The sequence below is a fragment of the Desulfobacter vibrioformis DSM 8776 genome, from assembly GCF_000745975.1.
GTDB lineage: Bacteria > Desulfobacterota > Desulfobacteria > Desulfobacterales > Desulfobacteraceae > Desulfobacter > Desulfobacter vibrioformis.
On the sequence record NZ_JQKJ01000007.1, the window covers coordinates 142,456 to 160,395 of the forward strand.

The 17,940-nt window shown below is 54.3% G+C and carries 10 protein-coding genes; 5 read left to right on the top strand and 5 right to left on the bottom strand.

Features of this window, described 5'->3' with window-relative positions:
* Nucleotides 1–5 precede the first annotated feature (5 nt).
* Nucleotides 6–464 (bottom strand): response regulator, encoded by a 459-nt coding sequence (locus Q366_RS05850; RefSeq protein ID WP_035237206.1) that lies wholly within the window; start codon nt 462–464, stop codon nt 6–8.
* Nucleotides 451–4,404, bottom strand: a complete 3,954-nt coding sequence (locus tag Q366_RS05855; protein WP_035237208.1) for an AAA family ATPase — start codon at nt 4,402–4,404, stop codon at nt 451–453. The genes Q366_RS05850 and Q366_RS05855 overlap by 14 nt, the downstream gene beginning before the upstream one ends.
* A 301-nt stretch (nt 4,405–4,705) precedes the next feature.
* On the opposite strand from Q366_RS05855, the gene Q366_RS05860 reads away from it, so the two are divergent.
* The 5 genes from Q366_RS05860 to pbpC are packed head-to-tail and all read left to right on the top strand — an operon-like array spanning nt 4,706 to nt 14,468.
* The gene (locus Q366_RS05860; protein WP_035237210.1) at nt 4,706–5,401 is read left to right on the top strand and encodes an ATP-binding cassette domain-containing protein; all 696 of its coding nucleotides are present in this window, start codon (nt 4,706–4,708) and stop codon (nt 5,399–5,401) included.
* Nucleotides 5,391–6,158 carry an ABC transporter permease gene (locus tag Q366_RS05865; RefSeq protein ID WP_035237212.1) on the top strand — a complete coding sequence of 256 codons (768 nt, stop codon included), beginning with the start codon at nt 5,391–5,393 and terminating at the stop codon, nt 6,156–6,158. The genes Q366_RS05860 and Q366_RS05865 overlap by 11 nt, the downstream gene beginning before the upstream one ends.
* Nucleotides 6,155–7,168: an ABC transporter substrate-binding protein gene (locus Q366_RS05870; RefSeq protein WP_035237214.1), complete on the top strand. Its 1,014-nt coding sequence runs from the start codon at nt 6,155–6,157 to the stop codon at nt 7,166–7,168. The genes Q366_RS05865 and Q366_RS05870 overlap by 4 nt, the downstream gene beginning before the upstream one ends.
* Nucleotides 7,165–12,027, top strand: a complete 4,863-nt coding sequence (locus Q366_RS05875; protein ID WP_051957851.1) for an alpha-2-macroglobulin family protein — start codon at nt 7,165–7,167, stop codon at nt 12,025–12,027. Before Q366_RS05870 ends, Q366_RS05875 begins: the two co-directional genes overlap by 4 nt.
* Before the next feature lie 59 nt (nt 12,028–12,086).
* The gene (gene pbpC, locus Q366_RS05880; RefSeq protein ID WP_051957855.1) at nt 12,087–14,468 is read left to right on the top strand and encodes a penicillin-binding protein 1C; all 2,382 of its coding nucleotides are present in this window, start codon (nt 12,087–12,089) and stop codon (nt 14,466–14,468) included.
* Between the two features lie 451 nt (nt 14,469–14,919).
* Here the strand turns inward: pbpC and Q366_RS05890 are convergent, their stop codons facing one another.
* Genes Q366_RS05890 through tpx form a run of 3 tightly spaced genes read right to left on the bottom strand, consistent with a single transcriptional unit; the run spans nt 14,920 to nt 17,859 of the window.
* Entirely contained in the window at nt 14,920–16,503 is a 1,584-nt protein-coding gene (locus Q366_RS05890; RefSeq protein WP_035237218.1) for an MBL fold metallo-hydrolase RNA specificity domain-containing protein, read from the bottom strand.
* A gap of 26 nt (nt 16,504–16,529) precedes the next feature.
* Nucleotides 16,530–17,312, bottom strand: coding sequence for a DUF4197 domain-containing protein (locus Q366_RS05895; protein WP_035237273.1), 783 nt, complete (start codon nt 17,310–17,312; stop codon nt 16,530–16,532).
* 46 nt (nt 17,313–17,358) lie between these two features.
* Nucleotides 17,359–17,859 carry a thiol peroxidase gene (gene tpx, locus Q366_RS05900; protein ID WP_035237220.1) on the bottom strand — a complete coding sequence of 167 codons (501 nt, stop codon included), beginning with the start codon at nt 17,857–17,859 and terminating at the stop codon, nt 17,359–17,361.
* Nucleotides 17,860–17,940: the final 81 nt, after the last annotated feature.

Consider the following 17,940-nt stretch of genomic DNA (forward strand, 5'->3'; position numbering starts at 1 on the left):
CTTTTTTAATCTTGTTTCCCTTTGGGCGGCAGTTTCACAATCTGAAACCAATACTCCTTCAAGGTGCCCACTGCCTTGAAAAACTGATCCGGATCCACCGGTTTGGTGATGTAGGAGCTGACACCCAGGCCGTAGCTTTGCAGGATATCCCTTTCCTGGCAGGATGTCGTCAGCACGATGATCCGAATGTATTTGAACCTCGGGTCTCCGTGGAGCTGCTCCAGAACCTGGTGGCCGTCGATTTTAGGCATGTTAAGATCCAGAAGCAGGATATCCGGCTTAGGAGCGCGGGACGGGTCCGCATAACAGTTCTGTTGGTAAAGGTAGTCCAGGGCTTCTTCCCCATCATTGACAATGTGAAGTTCGTTTTCAATTTTTCCCTCTTTAAGGGCCCGCCGGGTCAGCTCCTGGTCTGCCGGATCGTCTTCGGCCAGAAGGATGACAGCAGCCTTATTCTGCTTCATGGTGAATCTCCTTTTTTATGTTGAGCGTGAATTGGAAATGGGTAAATTCCCCGAAAACGGAGTCCACCCAGATCTCTCCCCCGTGGCGCTCGATCACCTTCTTGCAGATGGCAAGGCCGATGCCTGTTCCCGGGTATTCGGAACGGCCGTGAAGCCGTTTGAAGGGCTGAAAGATCTGCCGGGTGTACTGGGGTTTGATGCCGATGCCGTTGTCTTTGATTCCGAGCACCAGGCTGTCGCCGGTGCGGACGCAGGTTGCCTCGATCACCGGCGTGTCCTTGTTGTTGAACTTGAGGGCGTTCTGGATCAGATTCTGGAATACGAGCGAAAGCAGTGTCTTGTCACCCAGCACCTCGGGCAGGTCAGTCCGAATCAAGGTGGCTCCGGTCATTTGGAATGTGGACTGCATCATGGCTGCGACCTCGTCCAGGCATTGGTTGAGACAGACGGCTTCCAGGGGGATCTCCTCGCGCCCGGTTCTGGAAAGCTGCAGCAGGTCCTGGATCAGGACTTCCATTCGCCGGGCCGCATCAATGATGAAGGAGAGATCCTTGTCCGCCTGTTCGTTCAAATCCGGCCCCACATCCTTGACCAGCAGCTTTGAAAAGGCGATCAGTTTCCTCAACGGCTCCTGGAGGTCATGGCTGGCGATGTAGGTAAATTCGTCCAGCTCCCTGTTCTTCTGCTCCAACTGAAGAATGTAGCTTCTGTTTTCTTCCATGGTCTTCTTCAGTTCAGCCTCTGCCTGACGCCGTTCCGCAGATTCGATCCGGAGCCGGTTGACGGCATCGGCTAGTTCTTCTGTGACTTTTGAGGCGGACTGCTGTTTTTTCAGCTCCTGCCTGGCTGAGGCACGCTCCTTGAGCAGCCCGATATGCCGTTGGCAAAAACTTTTTTGTCCCGATATTTTTGTCCCCTGGGCGGCATACCACGTTCCAAGCCGTTTCCGGAAGGCGTCTTCCATCAGGGTGAGTTTGGCAGATGCGCCCCAGATATGAAAACAGACATAGGCCTGCTGCCAGTATGCCTGGGCCAGGTGACCGTTTCCAAGGCTCTCCCAGAACCGGGCAGCCCGTTCGTTGGCAATGCCCTCCCACTGGACGAATCCGTTCTCCTGTGCAGCCGCGACAGCCCGGTCGTAGTGCAGGATCGCCGTATCTGTCCGGCCTTCCATCCTGTCGATCTCGGCTGCTGCCAGGTAACGTTTATGGGCGTAATTTTCAGGACAGCATTCGGACCATACGCCAAGCTGGCGCAGGATATCACGGAGCTGCGCCAGTTTGGCCGACTGAACGCACGCTTTTTTATCCCGGGGCATTCCCGACAGGATGAGAAACCGGATAAACACATGCTCGGGCCAGGGCAGCAGACCCTGGGTCCCCACCGTATACAGCAGGGTGTCCGCCTCTTTGGACAGGGAAAGGGCCCGGGGATAATCCTCTAAAAGCATGTGGTAAAATGACTTGAAGATCTTGTAAATGCACAGCACTTGAATATTTTGATTGGTTTCGACCCGGTTAAGGTAACGATGATCATCCAGGGATGTCCGGTCCGGGACGGTGCCGGGATCAGACAGCGGTTCAAAGATGAGAAGTCCGCCTTCGAGCAAGTCGATGGCCCAATGGTTCATCCGGCTCCTGCTGAAGGACAGCGAGCGTTCGGTGTCGGCAATCAGTTCGCCAAGGGCCATCCCCTGGAAAAACCGGCAGTACATGTTGTGCCCGAATCCGTAAGCCGCGTATTGAAGGTTGCCGGACCGCCGTCCCTCCTCGAAGGCCCGGATATAATCTTCGCTTACGGCATGCAGGGGATTGAACCAGTGCCGGATGGAGCTGCCGATCATCAGATAAAAAACGCTTTGGTCTGAAGGGAAATCAAATTTCGTGTTCATGATACGTTCGGCCAGGTCCCCGAACGCTTTGGCTGTCCGGTAATCCCCGTTGACCCAGCACAGCAGGCCGCCCAATGCCGTGTGGCTGTATCCGATCTGTGGAACGTGGCCAAAGGCCAGGGTGAGATTCACCACCTTTGGGACAATTACGCTCCACAATCGCTGGTGGGTTCTGTAACAAGGCGGCCCCAGGGTAATCAGAAGTCTTATCGCCGTAAGCATCTCGGGGTCCGTCATCAGGGGAAGTTCATACAGATCCGGTATGGCTTGTCCGGAAAGCTTCTCCCGAATTCCGTCAATTTCCTGATCCCGGAAGTGTTCGAAATCGTGTTCCGGCAAAAAGATATCAAATTCAGCCAATGCCTTACGCCCGGCTGAGATGGCGTCTTTATACCGTGCCAGCAGCGTATACTGGATGATCAGAATGTTAAGGGTGTCGGCCCGCTCAATGCTTGATGCCGTAAAAGCCAGGGCATCCCGGATAAGCCCTTCCGCCCGTTTCCGGTCGCCTTCCATGAATTCGCTCTCCGCAAGGTTGCGGTGAAGGGCCAGGGCCCTGGGATGGTCGGTGTGCCAAAAGGCGTCCATCCCCCCGGCCATCCGCGCCGCGAAGTTGAAGGCAGCCCGGTTGAAGGCCATCATGGCCGTAAAGGCCGTAGCTGCTTTCGCCCGCGACGATGCCGTCATGTTCAGGTCAACCATTTGCCCAAGCTCTGCCGGCTCACAGATCAGTGCTCCGCCGGCGTTGAGATGTTCCAGAATTTCAAAAAGGCGGTTACCGGTTTCACCCGGTGTAAGGCCGGCAAGCAGCAGCCGGCCAATCTTGAGGTGGAGCCCAGGCCGTTTGTCTGCATCAATCATCAGGTAAGCGGCCTGCTGCACCCTGTCATGCAGGAACATAAACGAACGCCCGGACGCCGGGGATGCCTTTGGGTTTTGATCCCCAGGTACCAGCAGTCCCTTTTCTAACAGAGGCGATAGGCGCTCCCTGCATTTATGGCCGGACAGATGACTGATGAGGCTCAATGTATCAAGATCAAAAAAGTTACCAATGCAGGCGGCCATGGAGATCAGTTCCCGGCTTCCGGGTTCGAGACGGGAAATACGCCGGACGAACAGATCGACAATGGTCCGGGGCCTGTCTGGTTCCAGGTTCCAGTGCCACAACCGGCCGCCGGGATCCAAACGAAGCGCTCCCTCGTCGTATAGAAAGGAGATCAGCGTTTTGATATGAAACGGGTTGCCCCGGGTAATCCTGATAATTTCGTCGATAAACGCCTCCGGCCGTGCAAGCGGGGCATCCAGGGCGTCTTCGATCAGCTTTTTGACGGCCGGTGCCTTAAGGCCCTTGACCTCGATCACCTCCGGCGGGGCGGTTCTGCGGTTGAGATCGGCAATGACCGGACTTAGGGGATGGGTGGCGTCCACCTCTTCGTCCCGAAAGGAGGCGATGAGCAGAAAGTAGCGAATCGTGTTTTTTCCGCCGAGTCTCCGGAGCAGTTCAAGGGACGCAGAGTCCGCCCACTGCCAGTCGTCGATAAAGACCACCACCGGATGTTCCGGCAGGCAGACGGTTTTCAAAAAATTCCGGATCAGCGTTGTAAAGCGGTGCCTGGCCTCGACGTAACTGATCTCCTCGGGCCGGGGGCCTTCTCCAAAGTGCGTCTCGATTTCCGGAATCAGGCCGCCCAGCAGAAAACCCAGGTCGCCGAGCGCCTCCCGCAGCCGGGCCTCCAGCCCGGGGTCGGCATCAATGATGGGACATATCTTACGCCACAGGGCGCTCAATGCCTGGCCCACGGCATAATAGGGTGTGTTTTGGTGATACTGATTGAACTTGCCTGTCACGAACAGGCCGTTTTCCAACCTAACCGGTTTTGCCAGCCATCGGACCAAGGAGGTCTTCCCGGCACCGGAATGCCCTGGAACCAGAAGTATTTTTCCCTCTCCACGGCCGATTTCTTCAAAAATAGAACGCATCCGGGCTTTGGCATCGTCCCTGCCGATAAGGTCGCTGATGGACTTAAACTTACCTGTTGAATTTATCATGAACTTATCTTTAATATATGTGAATGAAATTTGTATGCGTCCGCTCGAACGGGTACAAAAGAAAACACTGCAAAATGAGAATTAAAGAAAAATCGTGCGGGCGGACCGTTTAGACCATATTAAGTTTAAATTATCATACATGAAGGCAGATGTTTGTGCAAAGAATTTATGCGGTTCCCAATCCCCATTTGCTTTTTCCCGGGCCTGGGCGACTGCCTGGGTCAAATCTGCCTTTAAAGTTGATTTTTAGTGCCAGACCCGGTATGGATTAGCCTGTTTAAATGATCCATTGGAGAAGGATATGCGTTTTGAGTGCAGGGGCCTGACCTTCACTTACCCGGAGGCGGACAAACCAGTCCTGGAAAATCTGAATTTTTCCATGGCCGCACCAGGATTTAATGCCGTTTTCGGGCCATCGGGCGTGGGCAAAACCTCCTTTGCAAGGATTCTTGCCGGCGGCAGCAGCGGTCCCGGGGGGGATGCCTTGATTTATGAAGGCATTTCCACCATTTTATATTCTTACAACCAGGAGCGCCTGCCCGGCTGGGCCGACACCGGCAGTCATCTTGAAAAGGTCTGCCCGCCGGAAAATTCAGATCTTAGAAAGGAACTGGTCAAAATCTTCAAAGTGGACGCCCTTCTTGGGTCACGATTCTCCCAACTGTCCATGGGCCAGCAGAACCGGATGAACCTTATCCGCTACCTTATTCAGGACTTTGATCTGCTGATACTGGACGAAAGTCTTGCCAATGTGGATGAAGCCTTACGGGAAACCATTGTCCTGGCCGTAAAGGAGCTGTTTCCGGATAAATTATTTCTTTATATTTCCCACAATCTCATGGAAGTGGCACGATTCTGCAAAGACATCCTGGTGTTAAGCCATCCCGGGAAAAGCAAGGGTGCCGTCGTGGTGCGGGGCCGGAATTATGAAACAGGATATACAGCCGATCCCCAGGCCATTGACCGGTCCATGCTGGAGATTATGAATGCTGTTTAGGCGAATCTACCAGTTTCTGATTGTTTACTGCCTGGGTCTTACATGCCTTTTGGCGATTAAATATGGTGCCGGCCTGTCCAATTATGTTATCCCCGGGTTAACGCTGATCTTTGATACGGCCCACCGGATGCTGGCCGGTTATTTCCTTGATGTGCTCAACACCCTTTCCGTAACGGTGCTGGGCCAGATGATCTCCATTTTCATGGCCTTTTTTGTGGGAATCATCGGCCGCAAATCATCCTGGGCAGGCTCGTTTATCAAGGTCATGGCCTATAACATCCAGGCCTACCCCATTGTGGCCCTGGCCCCGATCATTTTTATTCTCATGGGGGACGGATTTTTATCCCGTCTGCTCATTGCCTCCATGATCTGTTATTTTCCTTTGCTCCTGTCTGTCCTGGGGATCATGGCCTCGCCCATCAAGGACATTGAGCATTTTTACATTGCCACCGGCCGGATGCGCTGGCAGCTGGAAGTCAAAATCCGGGCCTTTGAAAATTTAAACAAGCTGACCACAGTGATTGCAGGATCAGCCACACTGGCCATGGCCGGCACCATTGTGGCCGAGTTCATTGCCGCAGACCAAGGCATCGGTTACAGTATACGCATTGCCCTGTACCAGAGCGATCTTGCCTGCATTCTTGTGGCCCTGTTTTCCATCGGAATCATTATCTCGGTTTACCAGGGCATTCTGGAAACTGTGGGCGAACAAATGAAAACCAAATGGTTTGCACCAAAGGGAGGGGATCTGTTATGAATCAAAAAATTAACACCATCGCCGTGATCAGGGCAGGCGTCATGGTCCTTTGCATGACGCTTTTTTGTGCCCTTCCCCCCGCCTTTGCCGGGGATACGCTGAATTACCGCCTGAAATGGCTGTTCAACACCTCTGTGGTCGGTGATATCATTGCCGATACCGGCGGTTTTTTTAAAAAAGCAGGGCTGGATGTTTCGGTAAACGAAGGCGGGGCCGGGAAAAATGCCATCAAAGAGCTTGAGCTGGGGTATGCAGACTTTGGCGTGGCCTCTGCGGACCAGGTCATCCGGGCCCTTGAAAAAGGCGCTGATGTGGTGGTCCTGGCCCAGTTGTTCCAGGTCAACCCCATGCAGTGGATCTACCGGTCGGATCAGTCTGAAATTAAGACCCTTTCCGATTTAAAGGGCCGGCATATCGGGGTCACCTTCGGGGGGAACGATGAAACCATCATGAACACCCTTTTAGCCAAAGCAGGGCTTACGTCAAAAGATGTCCGCATCTCAAGCGTCAGGTTTGATTTCACCCCGTTTCTTAAAAAAGAAGTTGATGTGTGGCCGGTATACCGCAATTCCCAGGGCGTTATTCTGGAAGAGAGGCTGGCCGCAGAAGGCGAACAGGTCAAATTTTTCAATCCTGCGAATTATGGGGTGTCCTTTGTGGCCAACTCGGTTGTGACGTCCGGTGCCATGATGAAAAAACACCCGGACACGGTAAAAACCTTTATGACGGCGCTGCTGTCCGCCTGGGAATTTGCCGTGGATCCGGCCAATGAAGCCCAGGTTTTAGCCCAGATTAAAAAAAAGGATAACGGCACCCGGGACGATATCCGCCAAAAACAGCTTGAAGCCACCCGTCCTTTGATCAAACCTGACCCCGGGACAAAAATCGGCGTCATTGATGCCAGGGCCTGGCGGCAGACCGAAAATATCATGGTCAGGGAAAAACAGATTGTGACCCCGGTAGATGTGATAAATTGCCTGGTTGGACCTAAAAAAAGGAAAATGCCATGAAACAGTTTCGCCTGATTTTTTTGCCGGTAATCGCGTTATGTTTGTCCCTTTTCGCACTCCAGGTGCCGGCCCAAAGCGCCGAACTTGAAGCCCGGTTTTCCGGCCAGCAGACCGTGGACGGGCAAAACGCCCTGGCCGTCACCTTTTCTTTACCCCTGGATGCAAAACAGGATCTGGGCAAGTATTTCAGTATTACTGAAGGAGACGGCGATGACGCCACACCTGTGGACGGTGCCTGGATCCTGGCCAAGGATACCAAGGTGGCCTATTTCACCCAGATAAAACCGGACACCGCCTATACCATCCATGTGGCAAAAGGACTGGCACCGGCCCAGGGTGAGGCCCTGGCCGGGAAGGTCATATATGAAATCACCACCCGGTCGGCCCAACCCATGATCTCATTCGGCTCCACGGGATTCATCCTGGCCCCGGACCTGATCAAGGGACTGCCCGTGGACAGCCTGAACATCAAACAGGCAGACATTGATTTTTTCAGGGTGCGGCCGGACCGGCTGACAGGCTTTAAGGATGAATTCTGGAATTCCACATATTTAAGTTATTATGACTCTGATGCGCTTGGGGCGATAGCAGAACTAGTCTATTCCGGCCGCTGGGACCTGGACGTAAAAAAGGACTTGCGCACCCGGTTCAACATTCCCATCACCCATATCAGGGAACTTAAAACGCCCGGCATCTATATTGCCGTGCTCCGGGGGGCAGGCCTTTATCGCGACGGCTACCGCATGACCTGGTTTTCCATTTCCGATTTAGGGGTACATGCCAGGGTATATGACACCTCCCTGCGGTTTTTCATCCAGAGCCTTTCAACGGCAGACCCAATCGGAAAGGCGGTCATCAAGGGGTTTGACGCGGATGGAAAGACCTTGTTTGAGCAGGCAACGGATAACGGCGGCCTGTGCGTTATAAAAGGACACTTTGAAAAACTCAAACTGGTATCTGTTTCCAAAAAGTATCATATCAGCCTGATGGCCATGGATACCCCGGCCCTTGATTTGTCGGAGTTTGCCATGGGCCATGCCCCGTTCAGGCCCCTGGACCTGTTTGTATACGGCCCCAGGGATATCTACCGTCCCGGGGAAACCGTTGTGATTGACGGCATCTTAAGGAACCAGGACGGGCAGATGGCACCTGCGATAAAGGTGGCAGCCAAGGTGGTTCAGCCCGACGGAAAAACCATCCGGGAATTTACCTGGAAGCCGGGCAACGGCAACCATTTCAACACAAGTGTTCAGTTGCCTGCCAATGCCCTGACAGGCAAATGGCGGGTGAAATTTTCCAATGGCAAAGACCGGTTTGAGGATTATCCCTTTCTGGTATCAGAGTTTCTGCCCGAGCGCATGAAGCTGGTCATTGACCAGACAGGCGACAACATCCTGGCCCCGGATAAAGATCTTGCCATCCATATCCAGGGTGACTTTCTGTACGGGGCCCCTGCCGGCGGCAGCCGTGCCAATGCCGTGATCCATGTAAAGCCGGCCCGGGATCTGTTCAAAAAAACCTTACCCGGTTTTGAATTCGGTGCCATCACCGACCTTGTCAATACGACGTTCACCTGTGACGACATCCGTCTGGATGAAACGGGAAAAGGCGTTATTGACGTGGATAACCAGTGGAAGGCGGTCACCTCTCCCCACTGGGTCACCGCCAATGTCAGCCTGTACGATTCCGGGGAACGCCCGGTGGTCAGAAACGCCTCCTGGCAGGTGTGGCCGGCCCAGAGCCTTGTGGGCATCAGAAATATGTCCGGCACACAAGATGATCCCGAGCAGGTACCCGGCAATGACACGGCAAAGTTTGAAGTGGTCCTGGCCGATACCCAGGGCCGGCTCAGGGCTGCCCATGGCCTGAAGGTCACCGTTATCCGGGAGCACCGCGAATATTACTGGGAATATAAAGACGACGCGTGGCACTGGGGCTGCAACAGCCAGTTCTATCCCGTGGACCGGTTTGATCTTGATATTCCGGACCAGGGCAGGGCCCAGGTAACTGTCCCCGTGGAATGGGGCGGATACCGTATTGAAATAAAAAATCCGGCCACAGGCCTGACAAGCTGTAAAAATGTATGGGCTGGCTGGCGCTCTCGGGGCCAGGACGAAAGCGACATGAACCGGCCGGACCGTGTGGATCTGACCCTGGATAAACCCGGCTACCGGGCCGGGGACACGGCCCGGGTGACGGTCAAGGCGCCCCAGGGCGGCAAAGGCTTTTTGTTCGTGGATGGGGCAGACAATCTTTTAACCCTGCCCATTGATATTCCTGCCCAGGGAAAAGAGATTTCCATCCCTGTTCATCCGGACTGGGCGCGTCACGATCTGTATGTCTCCGCACTGGTGATCCGGCCTGGAGAAAGCAGAAATGCCAAACTGCCCAAGCGGTCCGTGGGACTGATCCACCTGCCCCTTGACCGCACCGGCCGTCGTATGAAGGTTGACATCCAGGCCCCGGAAAAAACAGAACCCAATTGCCGGGTGGATGTGGCGGTCAATCTCACCGATGCCGGCGGCAAGCCGGCCAGGCATGCCATGGTCACCCTGGCTGCCGTGGACAGCGGGATTCTGAACCTGACCCGGTTTAAAACCCCGGACCCCTTTGGCTACTTTTTCCAACCCCGCAAATACAGCCCCGAGCTCCATGACATCTACCAGAAACTCATTGAAGCCGCAGACGGCAGCTATGCAAGGATGCGGTTTGGCGGGGATGCGGCAGCCCTGACCCGGGGCGGAGACCGGCCTTCAACCGATGTGCAGATCCTGGCCATCCACCAGAAGGCTGTTGACGCCGACGACCAGGGCAAAGCTGTATTCCATCTGGACCTTCCGGATTTTGACGGACAGGTGCGGATCATGGCCATTGCCCATACGGACAACACCTTTGGCTCCGAAGACAAGGAGATGATCCTGGCTTCGCCCATCGTGGTCCAGGCCACCATGCCGCGATTTCTCTCCTGCGGAGACCAGGGCTTTATCATGCTGGAACTGAACAACTTAACAGATATTGCCCAGAATATAACCCTGGAAACGGAGATCTTTGGACCGGTGTCTCTCACCGGCCAGGCCGCTCACACCATTGCCCTGGAACCCCATCAACGCACAAGCGTCAAACTGCCGGTTACAGCAGGAACCACCACGGGCCGGGCACACATCACCTGCCGGCTAAAGGGGATCCAGGGGCCGGGTGTCTCACCACAGATGACCAAAACCTGGTTCCTGGAAACCCGGTCTCCCTATCCCCATAAGACCCGGACCTGGCAGAAACTGCTGAAACCGGGACAACGCTTTTCCACGCCGTCTGCAGTCCTGGACACCCTGGTTCCGGATACGGTAACCGTGCTGGCCAGCCTGGATTCAGAGCCTCCGGTGAATCTGGCCCAGCATGTCAGTGAATTGCTTGCCTATCCTTACGGGTGCCTGGAGCAGACCGTATCGGGGTTTTTTCCCCATGTACTGCTCTCCTTTGATCAGTTCGCGCAATTGGGTGTTGAGGCAGGCACCAGGGAAGCCACCAATGAAAAAATCAGGCGTGGCATCCAGGGATTGCTTGAAAAACAGAAAAGCTCCGGGGCCTTTGGACTGTGGAGTTCACAAAGCCCTGAAAGTCCCTGGCTGACAGCCTATGCCGCCCATATGATGGTTGAAGCTGTGGACGCAGGGTATGAAGTGCCTGTGAATGCGGTGAAAAAGGCCCTTACGCGCCTTGCCGTATACGTTCGCCGCCCAAAAGCCATTCCCTGTCCGGGATGGACGGACGACAAAATGTTCAGGGCTGCAACCCGGGCCTATGCCGCCTTTGTCCTTGCCCGGATCAGCTCCCTGGGACTGGCCGATGCCAGGAATGTCTATGCCTATGTGAAAGCCAACCATCCCACACCCTTGGGCCTGGTCCATGCGGGTACTGCCCTTGGGCTTGCCGGTGACCGCACCCAGGCATTTGATGCCTTTGACCTGGCCATTAAAACCCGGCGGAATGACAAACAGGTGTATTGTGGTGATTACGGCTCCAACGTCCGGGATCTTGCTGCTGCCTACTATTATGTCACTACCTTTTTTACTGATTATGCATTCCGGGGTGTGTTCCTCCACGACCTTGCCCATGTGATAAAAGACCGGCACTGGCTCTCCACCCAGGAGCGCAACAGCCTGGTCATGGCAGGGGCGGCCAAACTGGCCCATCCGGCCGGGGCATGGGCTGCCGATGTGACCGTGGGGAACCAGGCCGGTGCCCACACAGGAAAGGGTCCGGGACGGGTGATATTCACAAAGGGAACCGCTGCCAAAGGATTCACCGTGAACAATACAGGCAAGTCCAATCTTTATCTGGACCTTGTGCTCACGGGATACCCCAACAGCCTGCCTGCCCCCCAGAGCCATGGTGTCAGCATTTCCCGGCAGTTTCTGGACACCAATGCAACGCCTGTGGATATTTCCACGGTCGTTTCCGGGGACCGGATCATTGTGGCCTTGAAGGTTGAATCCCAGAAACAGAAAATGCCCCATGCCCTGGTGGTGGACATGCTGCCTGCCGGATTTGAGCTGGAAGACCCCAATGTGTCCGGATCATTTCTCATTGATGATATCAAGGTGGATGGCAAAACCATTTCCCAATGGCATGGCGGTTGTCACACAGCCCACACCGAATACAGGGATGACCGATTTATTTCAGCCCTGGATCTTGGATACAATGATGCCTGCCGGATTTTCTACGCTGTGCGGGTGGTCAGTCCCGGTGTTTTCAAGGTTCCGCCCCCCCTGGTGGAAGATATGTACCGGCCTTATATCCGGGGTGTGGGTGAAACCATTGTCCGGACCCATGTAAGTTCGCCTGGAACCGGTGAAAAATGAATCCCGGATGAAAGAAGGATTTCAAAGGAAAATTCCCGGCGTTGGGATCTGCCCGGTCAATGCCTGAAACAAGCCGGCGCATTGGCCTGAACCCGGCAAAGATCGCCGGAATCCTGCTCTTTGTTCTGCTGGCAGGCGGTTTGTGCTTTATTGCCCTGGACCGCCTGTTCCCCTTTGATACTGTGGGCCGGCCCGTGTCCGGCGTTATTGTGGACCGCCACCAGGTCCCCCTGCGGGCCTTTGCCGACAAAACCGGGGTGTGGCGGTACCCGGCAAGGCCCGGCCAGGTCTCTTTACTGTACCTTCAAGCCCTTCTGGCCTATGAAGACCGCTGGTTTTATTATCATCCGGGCATCAACCCCCTGGCCGTGTGCCGGGCGTTTTTCCAGAACCTGGCCCATGGCCGGATTGTATCCGGCGGATCAACGCTCACCATGCAGACCGCCCGGCTTCTTGATTTGGGTGAACAGGGGCACAGCCCCTCATGTTCAGGCTTTTTCCCGCGTATGGGTGTCAAACTGCGCCAGATGTTCAGGGCGCTGCAACTGGAATACCATTTTACCAAGGATGAAATTCTTGGGTTATATCTCACCCATGCCCCGTTTGGCGCCAATATCCAAGGGATCAGAGCGGCCTGCTACACCTGGCTGGGCAAGGATGCAAACGAGATGACCCGGGCCGAAGCCGCCCTGATGGCCGTATTGCCCCAGGCCCCGTCCCGATACCGGCCCGACCGCCATCCTGACAGGGCCGCACAGGCCCGGGACAAGGTCCTTGACCGGATGGCCCGGTTCGGCATCTGGACACCGGACCAGATCAGGGCAGCCAAGCAGGAACCAGTGATCGCCTTCAGGTTTCCCACATCCATGACAGCGCCCCTGGCAGCCCGGCGCCTGAAAGCCATTTACCCGGATGCAGAAGTGATCGCCACGTTTATTGATGAAAACCTGCAGATGCACGTGGCCGATCTTTTGCGGGCATACATGGACAGGCTGCCCCCGAAACAGTCGGGCGCCGTGCTGGTGGTCAATCACAAGACCCTGGAAATTGAAGCCTATGCCGGGTCTGCTGACTTTTTCAATTCATCCAGGCGCGGCCATGTGGATATGATCCAGGCCTTAAGATCCCCGGGTTCCACTTTGAAACCTTTTATTTACGGCCTTTCCATGGATCAGGGTCTGATTCATTCCCATTCCATGCTCCTGGACGTGCCAAGATATAAAAAAAACTATGACCCGGGCAATTTCACCCGGGGATTTTCCGGGCCTGTGACCGTGACCCGGGCGTTGCAGGATTCGTTGAATCTGCCTGCGGTCCAGGTGCTGGAAGCCTTTGGTCCGGGCCGGTTCCACGACAGGTTGCGCAACGCAGGGGCCTGGTTTCAATTTGAAGGCAAACCCAATCTCTCCATGGCCCTGGGCGGTGTGGGCACCAGCCTGGAATCCCTGGTCACCCTGTATACGGCCATCGGGCGGGGCGGTATTGCCGGAAAGCCGCGTTTATGCCCCATGGAACCTGTGCAGGAGCGGTATCTGATGAGCCCCGGTGCTGCCTTTATTATCCGGGATATCCTGTCCCGGCCCTTTCCGGGCAGACAGGGGGTAGGACGGCTGTCCGGCGCATTGTCCATGGCATGGAAAACCGGGACCAGTTACGGATTCAGGGATGCCTGGGCCATGGGCCTTAAGGGGGATTACACGGTGGGGGTATGGATCGGACGGCCAGACGGCTCCCCGTCCCCGGGACAGTATGGCGCCATCACGGCGCTTCCGCTTCTTGGCCAGGTTATGGAGAGCTTCGCCGCTGGGACGGGAACACTGAAACCGCCTGAAAGCGTGACAAAGGAGACCATATGCTGGCCGTCCGGCCTTGGGGCATCCGGCATCCGGGGCAGGGCAGGGGGGGCCTGTGCCAAAAAATTTGATGCCTGGATCCTTGACGGACAGATTCCGTCAACCATGACCGGCGAAACCGGCCTTACCGCCCCCCTGGTCCGGACGTTCTGGGTGGACAGCCAGGGAATGCGGGCAACACCTGCCTGCGGAGGTATTGAAAAAAAGACAGTGGCCTTGTGGCCATGGCAGGCCGAGCCCTTTATCCCGGCCCTTTGGCGGCGGGCTGCCGTGCTGCCCAAGGATTCGCCCGGTTGTCCCGGTATGGCGCCCCTGGCTTTGCCTGATATAAGGATTGTTTCGGTTTCAGACCACAGCATCCTGACCTGCCAGCCGGGACAGTCCAGTTCTCCGGCCATTCCCTTAAGCGCCCTGGGCGGCAGGGGGGAACGCCAGTGGTTTCTGAATCAAAAACCCCTGGTGAATGCAGACGGATCAGCCCCGGTTTTTATGCCCATGCCGGTTCCGGGACTGTATCACCTGGCCGTGGTGGATGAATCCGGCAGTTTTGATCAGGTCTGTTTTTCCGTCATTGAACTTAATCCATGACAGGAAGGCTTTTTACAAGAGACTGGAAACAAGAAGGGGAAGCGCCTGCGGCGCCCATTTTAACCCTGCATTGTTGGTATCGTTCCTTTGTAAATTGCAAGTTCAACCTTCAACTTGCAAGATTTGGTCAATTTGGCGGGTCATGCCTCATATATTAAGACCATGAAGTTAATGAAGAGCATGAAGAAAGGTCATCTTCATGCTCTTCATTAACTTCATGGTGAAAAACGAACTTATGAATGACCAGCCGGTAGGGTGGGCACGCTTTTTGTGCCCACCGTTGGAGGATATGGTGGGCACCGCACAATTGTGTGCTGATCAAATTTATAATCGCTGGTTTTCCCGGCATAAATTCAAGTCAAATTTTCTTTCATCGGATTTGCTGTATTGCTTGAAAAAAACTTGAAAGTATAGGAATTTCCTAAAACCTAAAACCTAACAACCACCCCAATCACGCCAACTTAAACACATCCCCGCATTTAGGAACAAAGGCATCATATCCATTCTCGTTGAGACGCTGGGCAAATGCCGCGCTCTGTTCAGCTTCGCCGTGAACAACGGCAATCTTTTTCACCCGAAGATTGGATTCCGCAACCACCTGCATCAGTTCATGGCAGTCTGCGTGGGCGGAAAACCCGCCGAGTTTTTCCACATGGGCTCTCAGGGGATAGGCTTTCCCCAGAATTTTGACTTCCGGGGCCTTGCCTGAAGCCTGCTTTCTCTGCAGGCCCAGTTCTTCAATACGCCGGCCCAGGGTGTGGGATGCCATATAACCCACTATCAGGATGGTATGTTTGGGATTATGGATCTTATAACGCAGGTGGTGAAGAATCCGGCCCGCCTCACACATGCCTGATGCCGAGATCACGATGTGCGGGGTGTCGTCCTGGGTGACGCGCATGGACTCCTCCACCGACTCAACAAACTTGATGTCTTTAAAATAAAAGGGGTTGATCCCCTTTTCCAGGAACGTTTTATGGGTTTCCTTATCATAGGTTTCCGGATGTTCCCCAAAGACCTTTGTGATATTTGATGCCAGAGGACTGTCCACATAAATAGGCACTTTGGGAACCGTGCCGGAATCATATAACTGGTGAAGGATGTAAATAAGCTCCTGGGTTCTGCCAAAGGCAAAGGAAGGAATCAGAAGAGAGCCCCCCCGTTCAATGGTCCGGGTCAGTGTCTCCTTCAGGCTGCCGGCAAGGTCCGCCACCGGGGCATGCTCGCGGTCCCCGTAGGTGCTTTCAATGATCATCAGATCAATATCCCTGTCCTCTTCATCAAACTCCAGGGTGGGGTCTTTTAAAATGGGTTTTCCAAACCGGCCGACATCGCCGGTAAAAAGTATTTTAAGGGGTTTTCCGCCGTGCTCCGGTTTCACCGTAATCAGGGAAAAGGCAGACCCCAGAATATGGCCGGCCACGTAGAATTTCACCGTGGTTCCCTTTCCGATGGTCACTTCTGAGCCAAAGGGGTACCCGTCAATAAAAGAAAGGGACTCCAGTGCCTCCTCCTGGGTATACAGCGGCGTTACCATCCCAAGGCCGTGTTCCTTGTGCAGTGCGGCAATGGCCCCCACATTCAGTTCATGGGGGCTTTTTTTCAGCAGCTTTTTAATCCCGGCTTTTTCCTTATTGGAAATCTGTTGTTTGGTTTTGGACTGCTCTGCCTGATACAGAAACGCGCGCAGGGCTTTATAGTTAAGGTACTGGGCATCAGACTCCTGGATATGTCCTGAATCCAGGAGCATGTAATCCAGAGCGTCCTTGGTGGGCCGGGTGGTGACAATCCGGCCGGAAAACCCCTCTTTTGTCAACAGGGGGATCCGGCCGGAATGGTCAATATGGGCGTGGGAAAGAACCATGGTGGTGATTTCAGACCGGTTTATGAGAAAATTTTCGTTTTTCTCCCGGCTCTCTTTTCTCCGGCCCTGGAACATGCCGCAATCCAGTAAAATCTTATCAACGCCTGTATCCAGCATATGCATGGACCCGGTCACCTCTCCTGCTGCTCCGAAAAATCCCACTTCAACCATAGGTTCGTCCCTTTCTTCCGAATGAATCAGTTAAATAATTTTTTTAACAATGCCGTAGTCTGCTTGGCCGGATTTTCCCGGATCGCCTTTTCTTCCTTTGCCAGATAATAAAAAATGCCGTTCAGGGCCTCTTCAACAGCATAATCTGTCAGGCTGCCCTTTATATCTGGAACCAGGGGCAGGGATTTATACTTTTCCATCATCCGGTCATAGGATTTCACTGCCCCGATCTCTTCCAGGGTCTCCGCCACCACCGGGGTAAAGGCCTCGGTGAGATCGTCGGAGGTTTTTTCCTTGAAATACCGGGTTGCCGCATCATCTGCGCCATTGAGAATGCGTTTGGCATCGTCAAAGGACATTTGCGAAATGGCATTTACAAACAATGCCCTGGCCTTGGGCGCAGCCGCTTCGGCAGCCCGGTTCAGTTTCAGTTCCAGATCCTCTGCATAGGACCCCATCCCGACCTTGTTCATTAAGATCTCTACCTTGGAAAGATAGGAAGGCAAAGGGATATGGATACTGGCATCGGAATTAAACCCGTTTTCAGCGCCCAACCGGCTGACAACGGTTTCAGCACCTGTTTTCAGCGCTTCCTTGAGACCGGAAATAATCTCACTGTTGGTCAGGCTGCTGGCACTGGCACTGGTGCTGGCACTGTCGGAACTGCTGCTGGCGCTCTTGTTCAGGGACTTAATAAATGAAGAACCCTGTTCCAGCAGGGAATTGCCGGCCAGTACAGGTGCCTGGAATCCCAGAATAAATGTAAAAACAATTGCCAGGACTGAAACGCCGATCCTTTTTTTACACATGTTAAACCCTTCTCCTTTCATTTAAGTCCCTTGGTTTTTTATATGATCACGACAGTGAAGCAAGTGCTGACTCATAATCCGGTTCCTGTTTAATCTCAGGAACAAGCTGGGCATGAATCACCTTACCGGTTGCATCTATAACAACAACGGCCCGGGCCGTGAGGCCAGCCAGGGCCCCGTCCTGCATGGCCACCCCATAGTCAAGGGCAAACTGCGGATTACGGAAGGCCGATGCCGTCACAACGTTTTCGATGCCTTCGGCAACGCAGAACCGTTTGTGGGCAAAGGGCAGATCCCCTGAGATGCAGAGTACAACCGTATTTTCCCTGGTACCGGCTGTTTCATTGAATTTGCGGACAGCGGTTGCACAGATGGGGGTGTCAAGGCTTGGAAAAATGTTGAGCACCACCTGTTTACCGGCAAAGGCAGACAGTTTAATGTCAGACAAATCCTGTCCCACAAGGGTAAACTCTTTTGCCTGTCCACCGGTTCCGGGAAAATCACCAGCCAAAGTTACCGGGTTGCCGCCAAGTGTAATAGATCCCATGAATGTTCTCCTTTTTTGGTTTTCATACGTCCTGTTTGAATACTCAAGTGTCGGTCCGGAAAAATTATGCACCATAATATC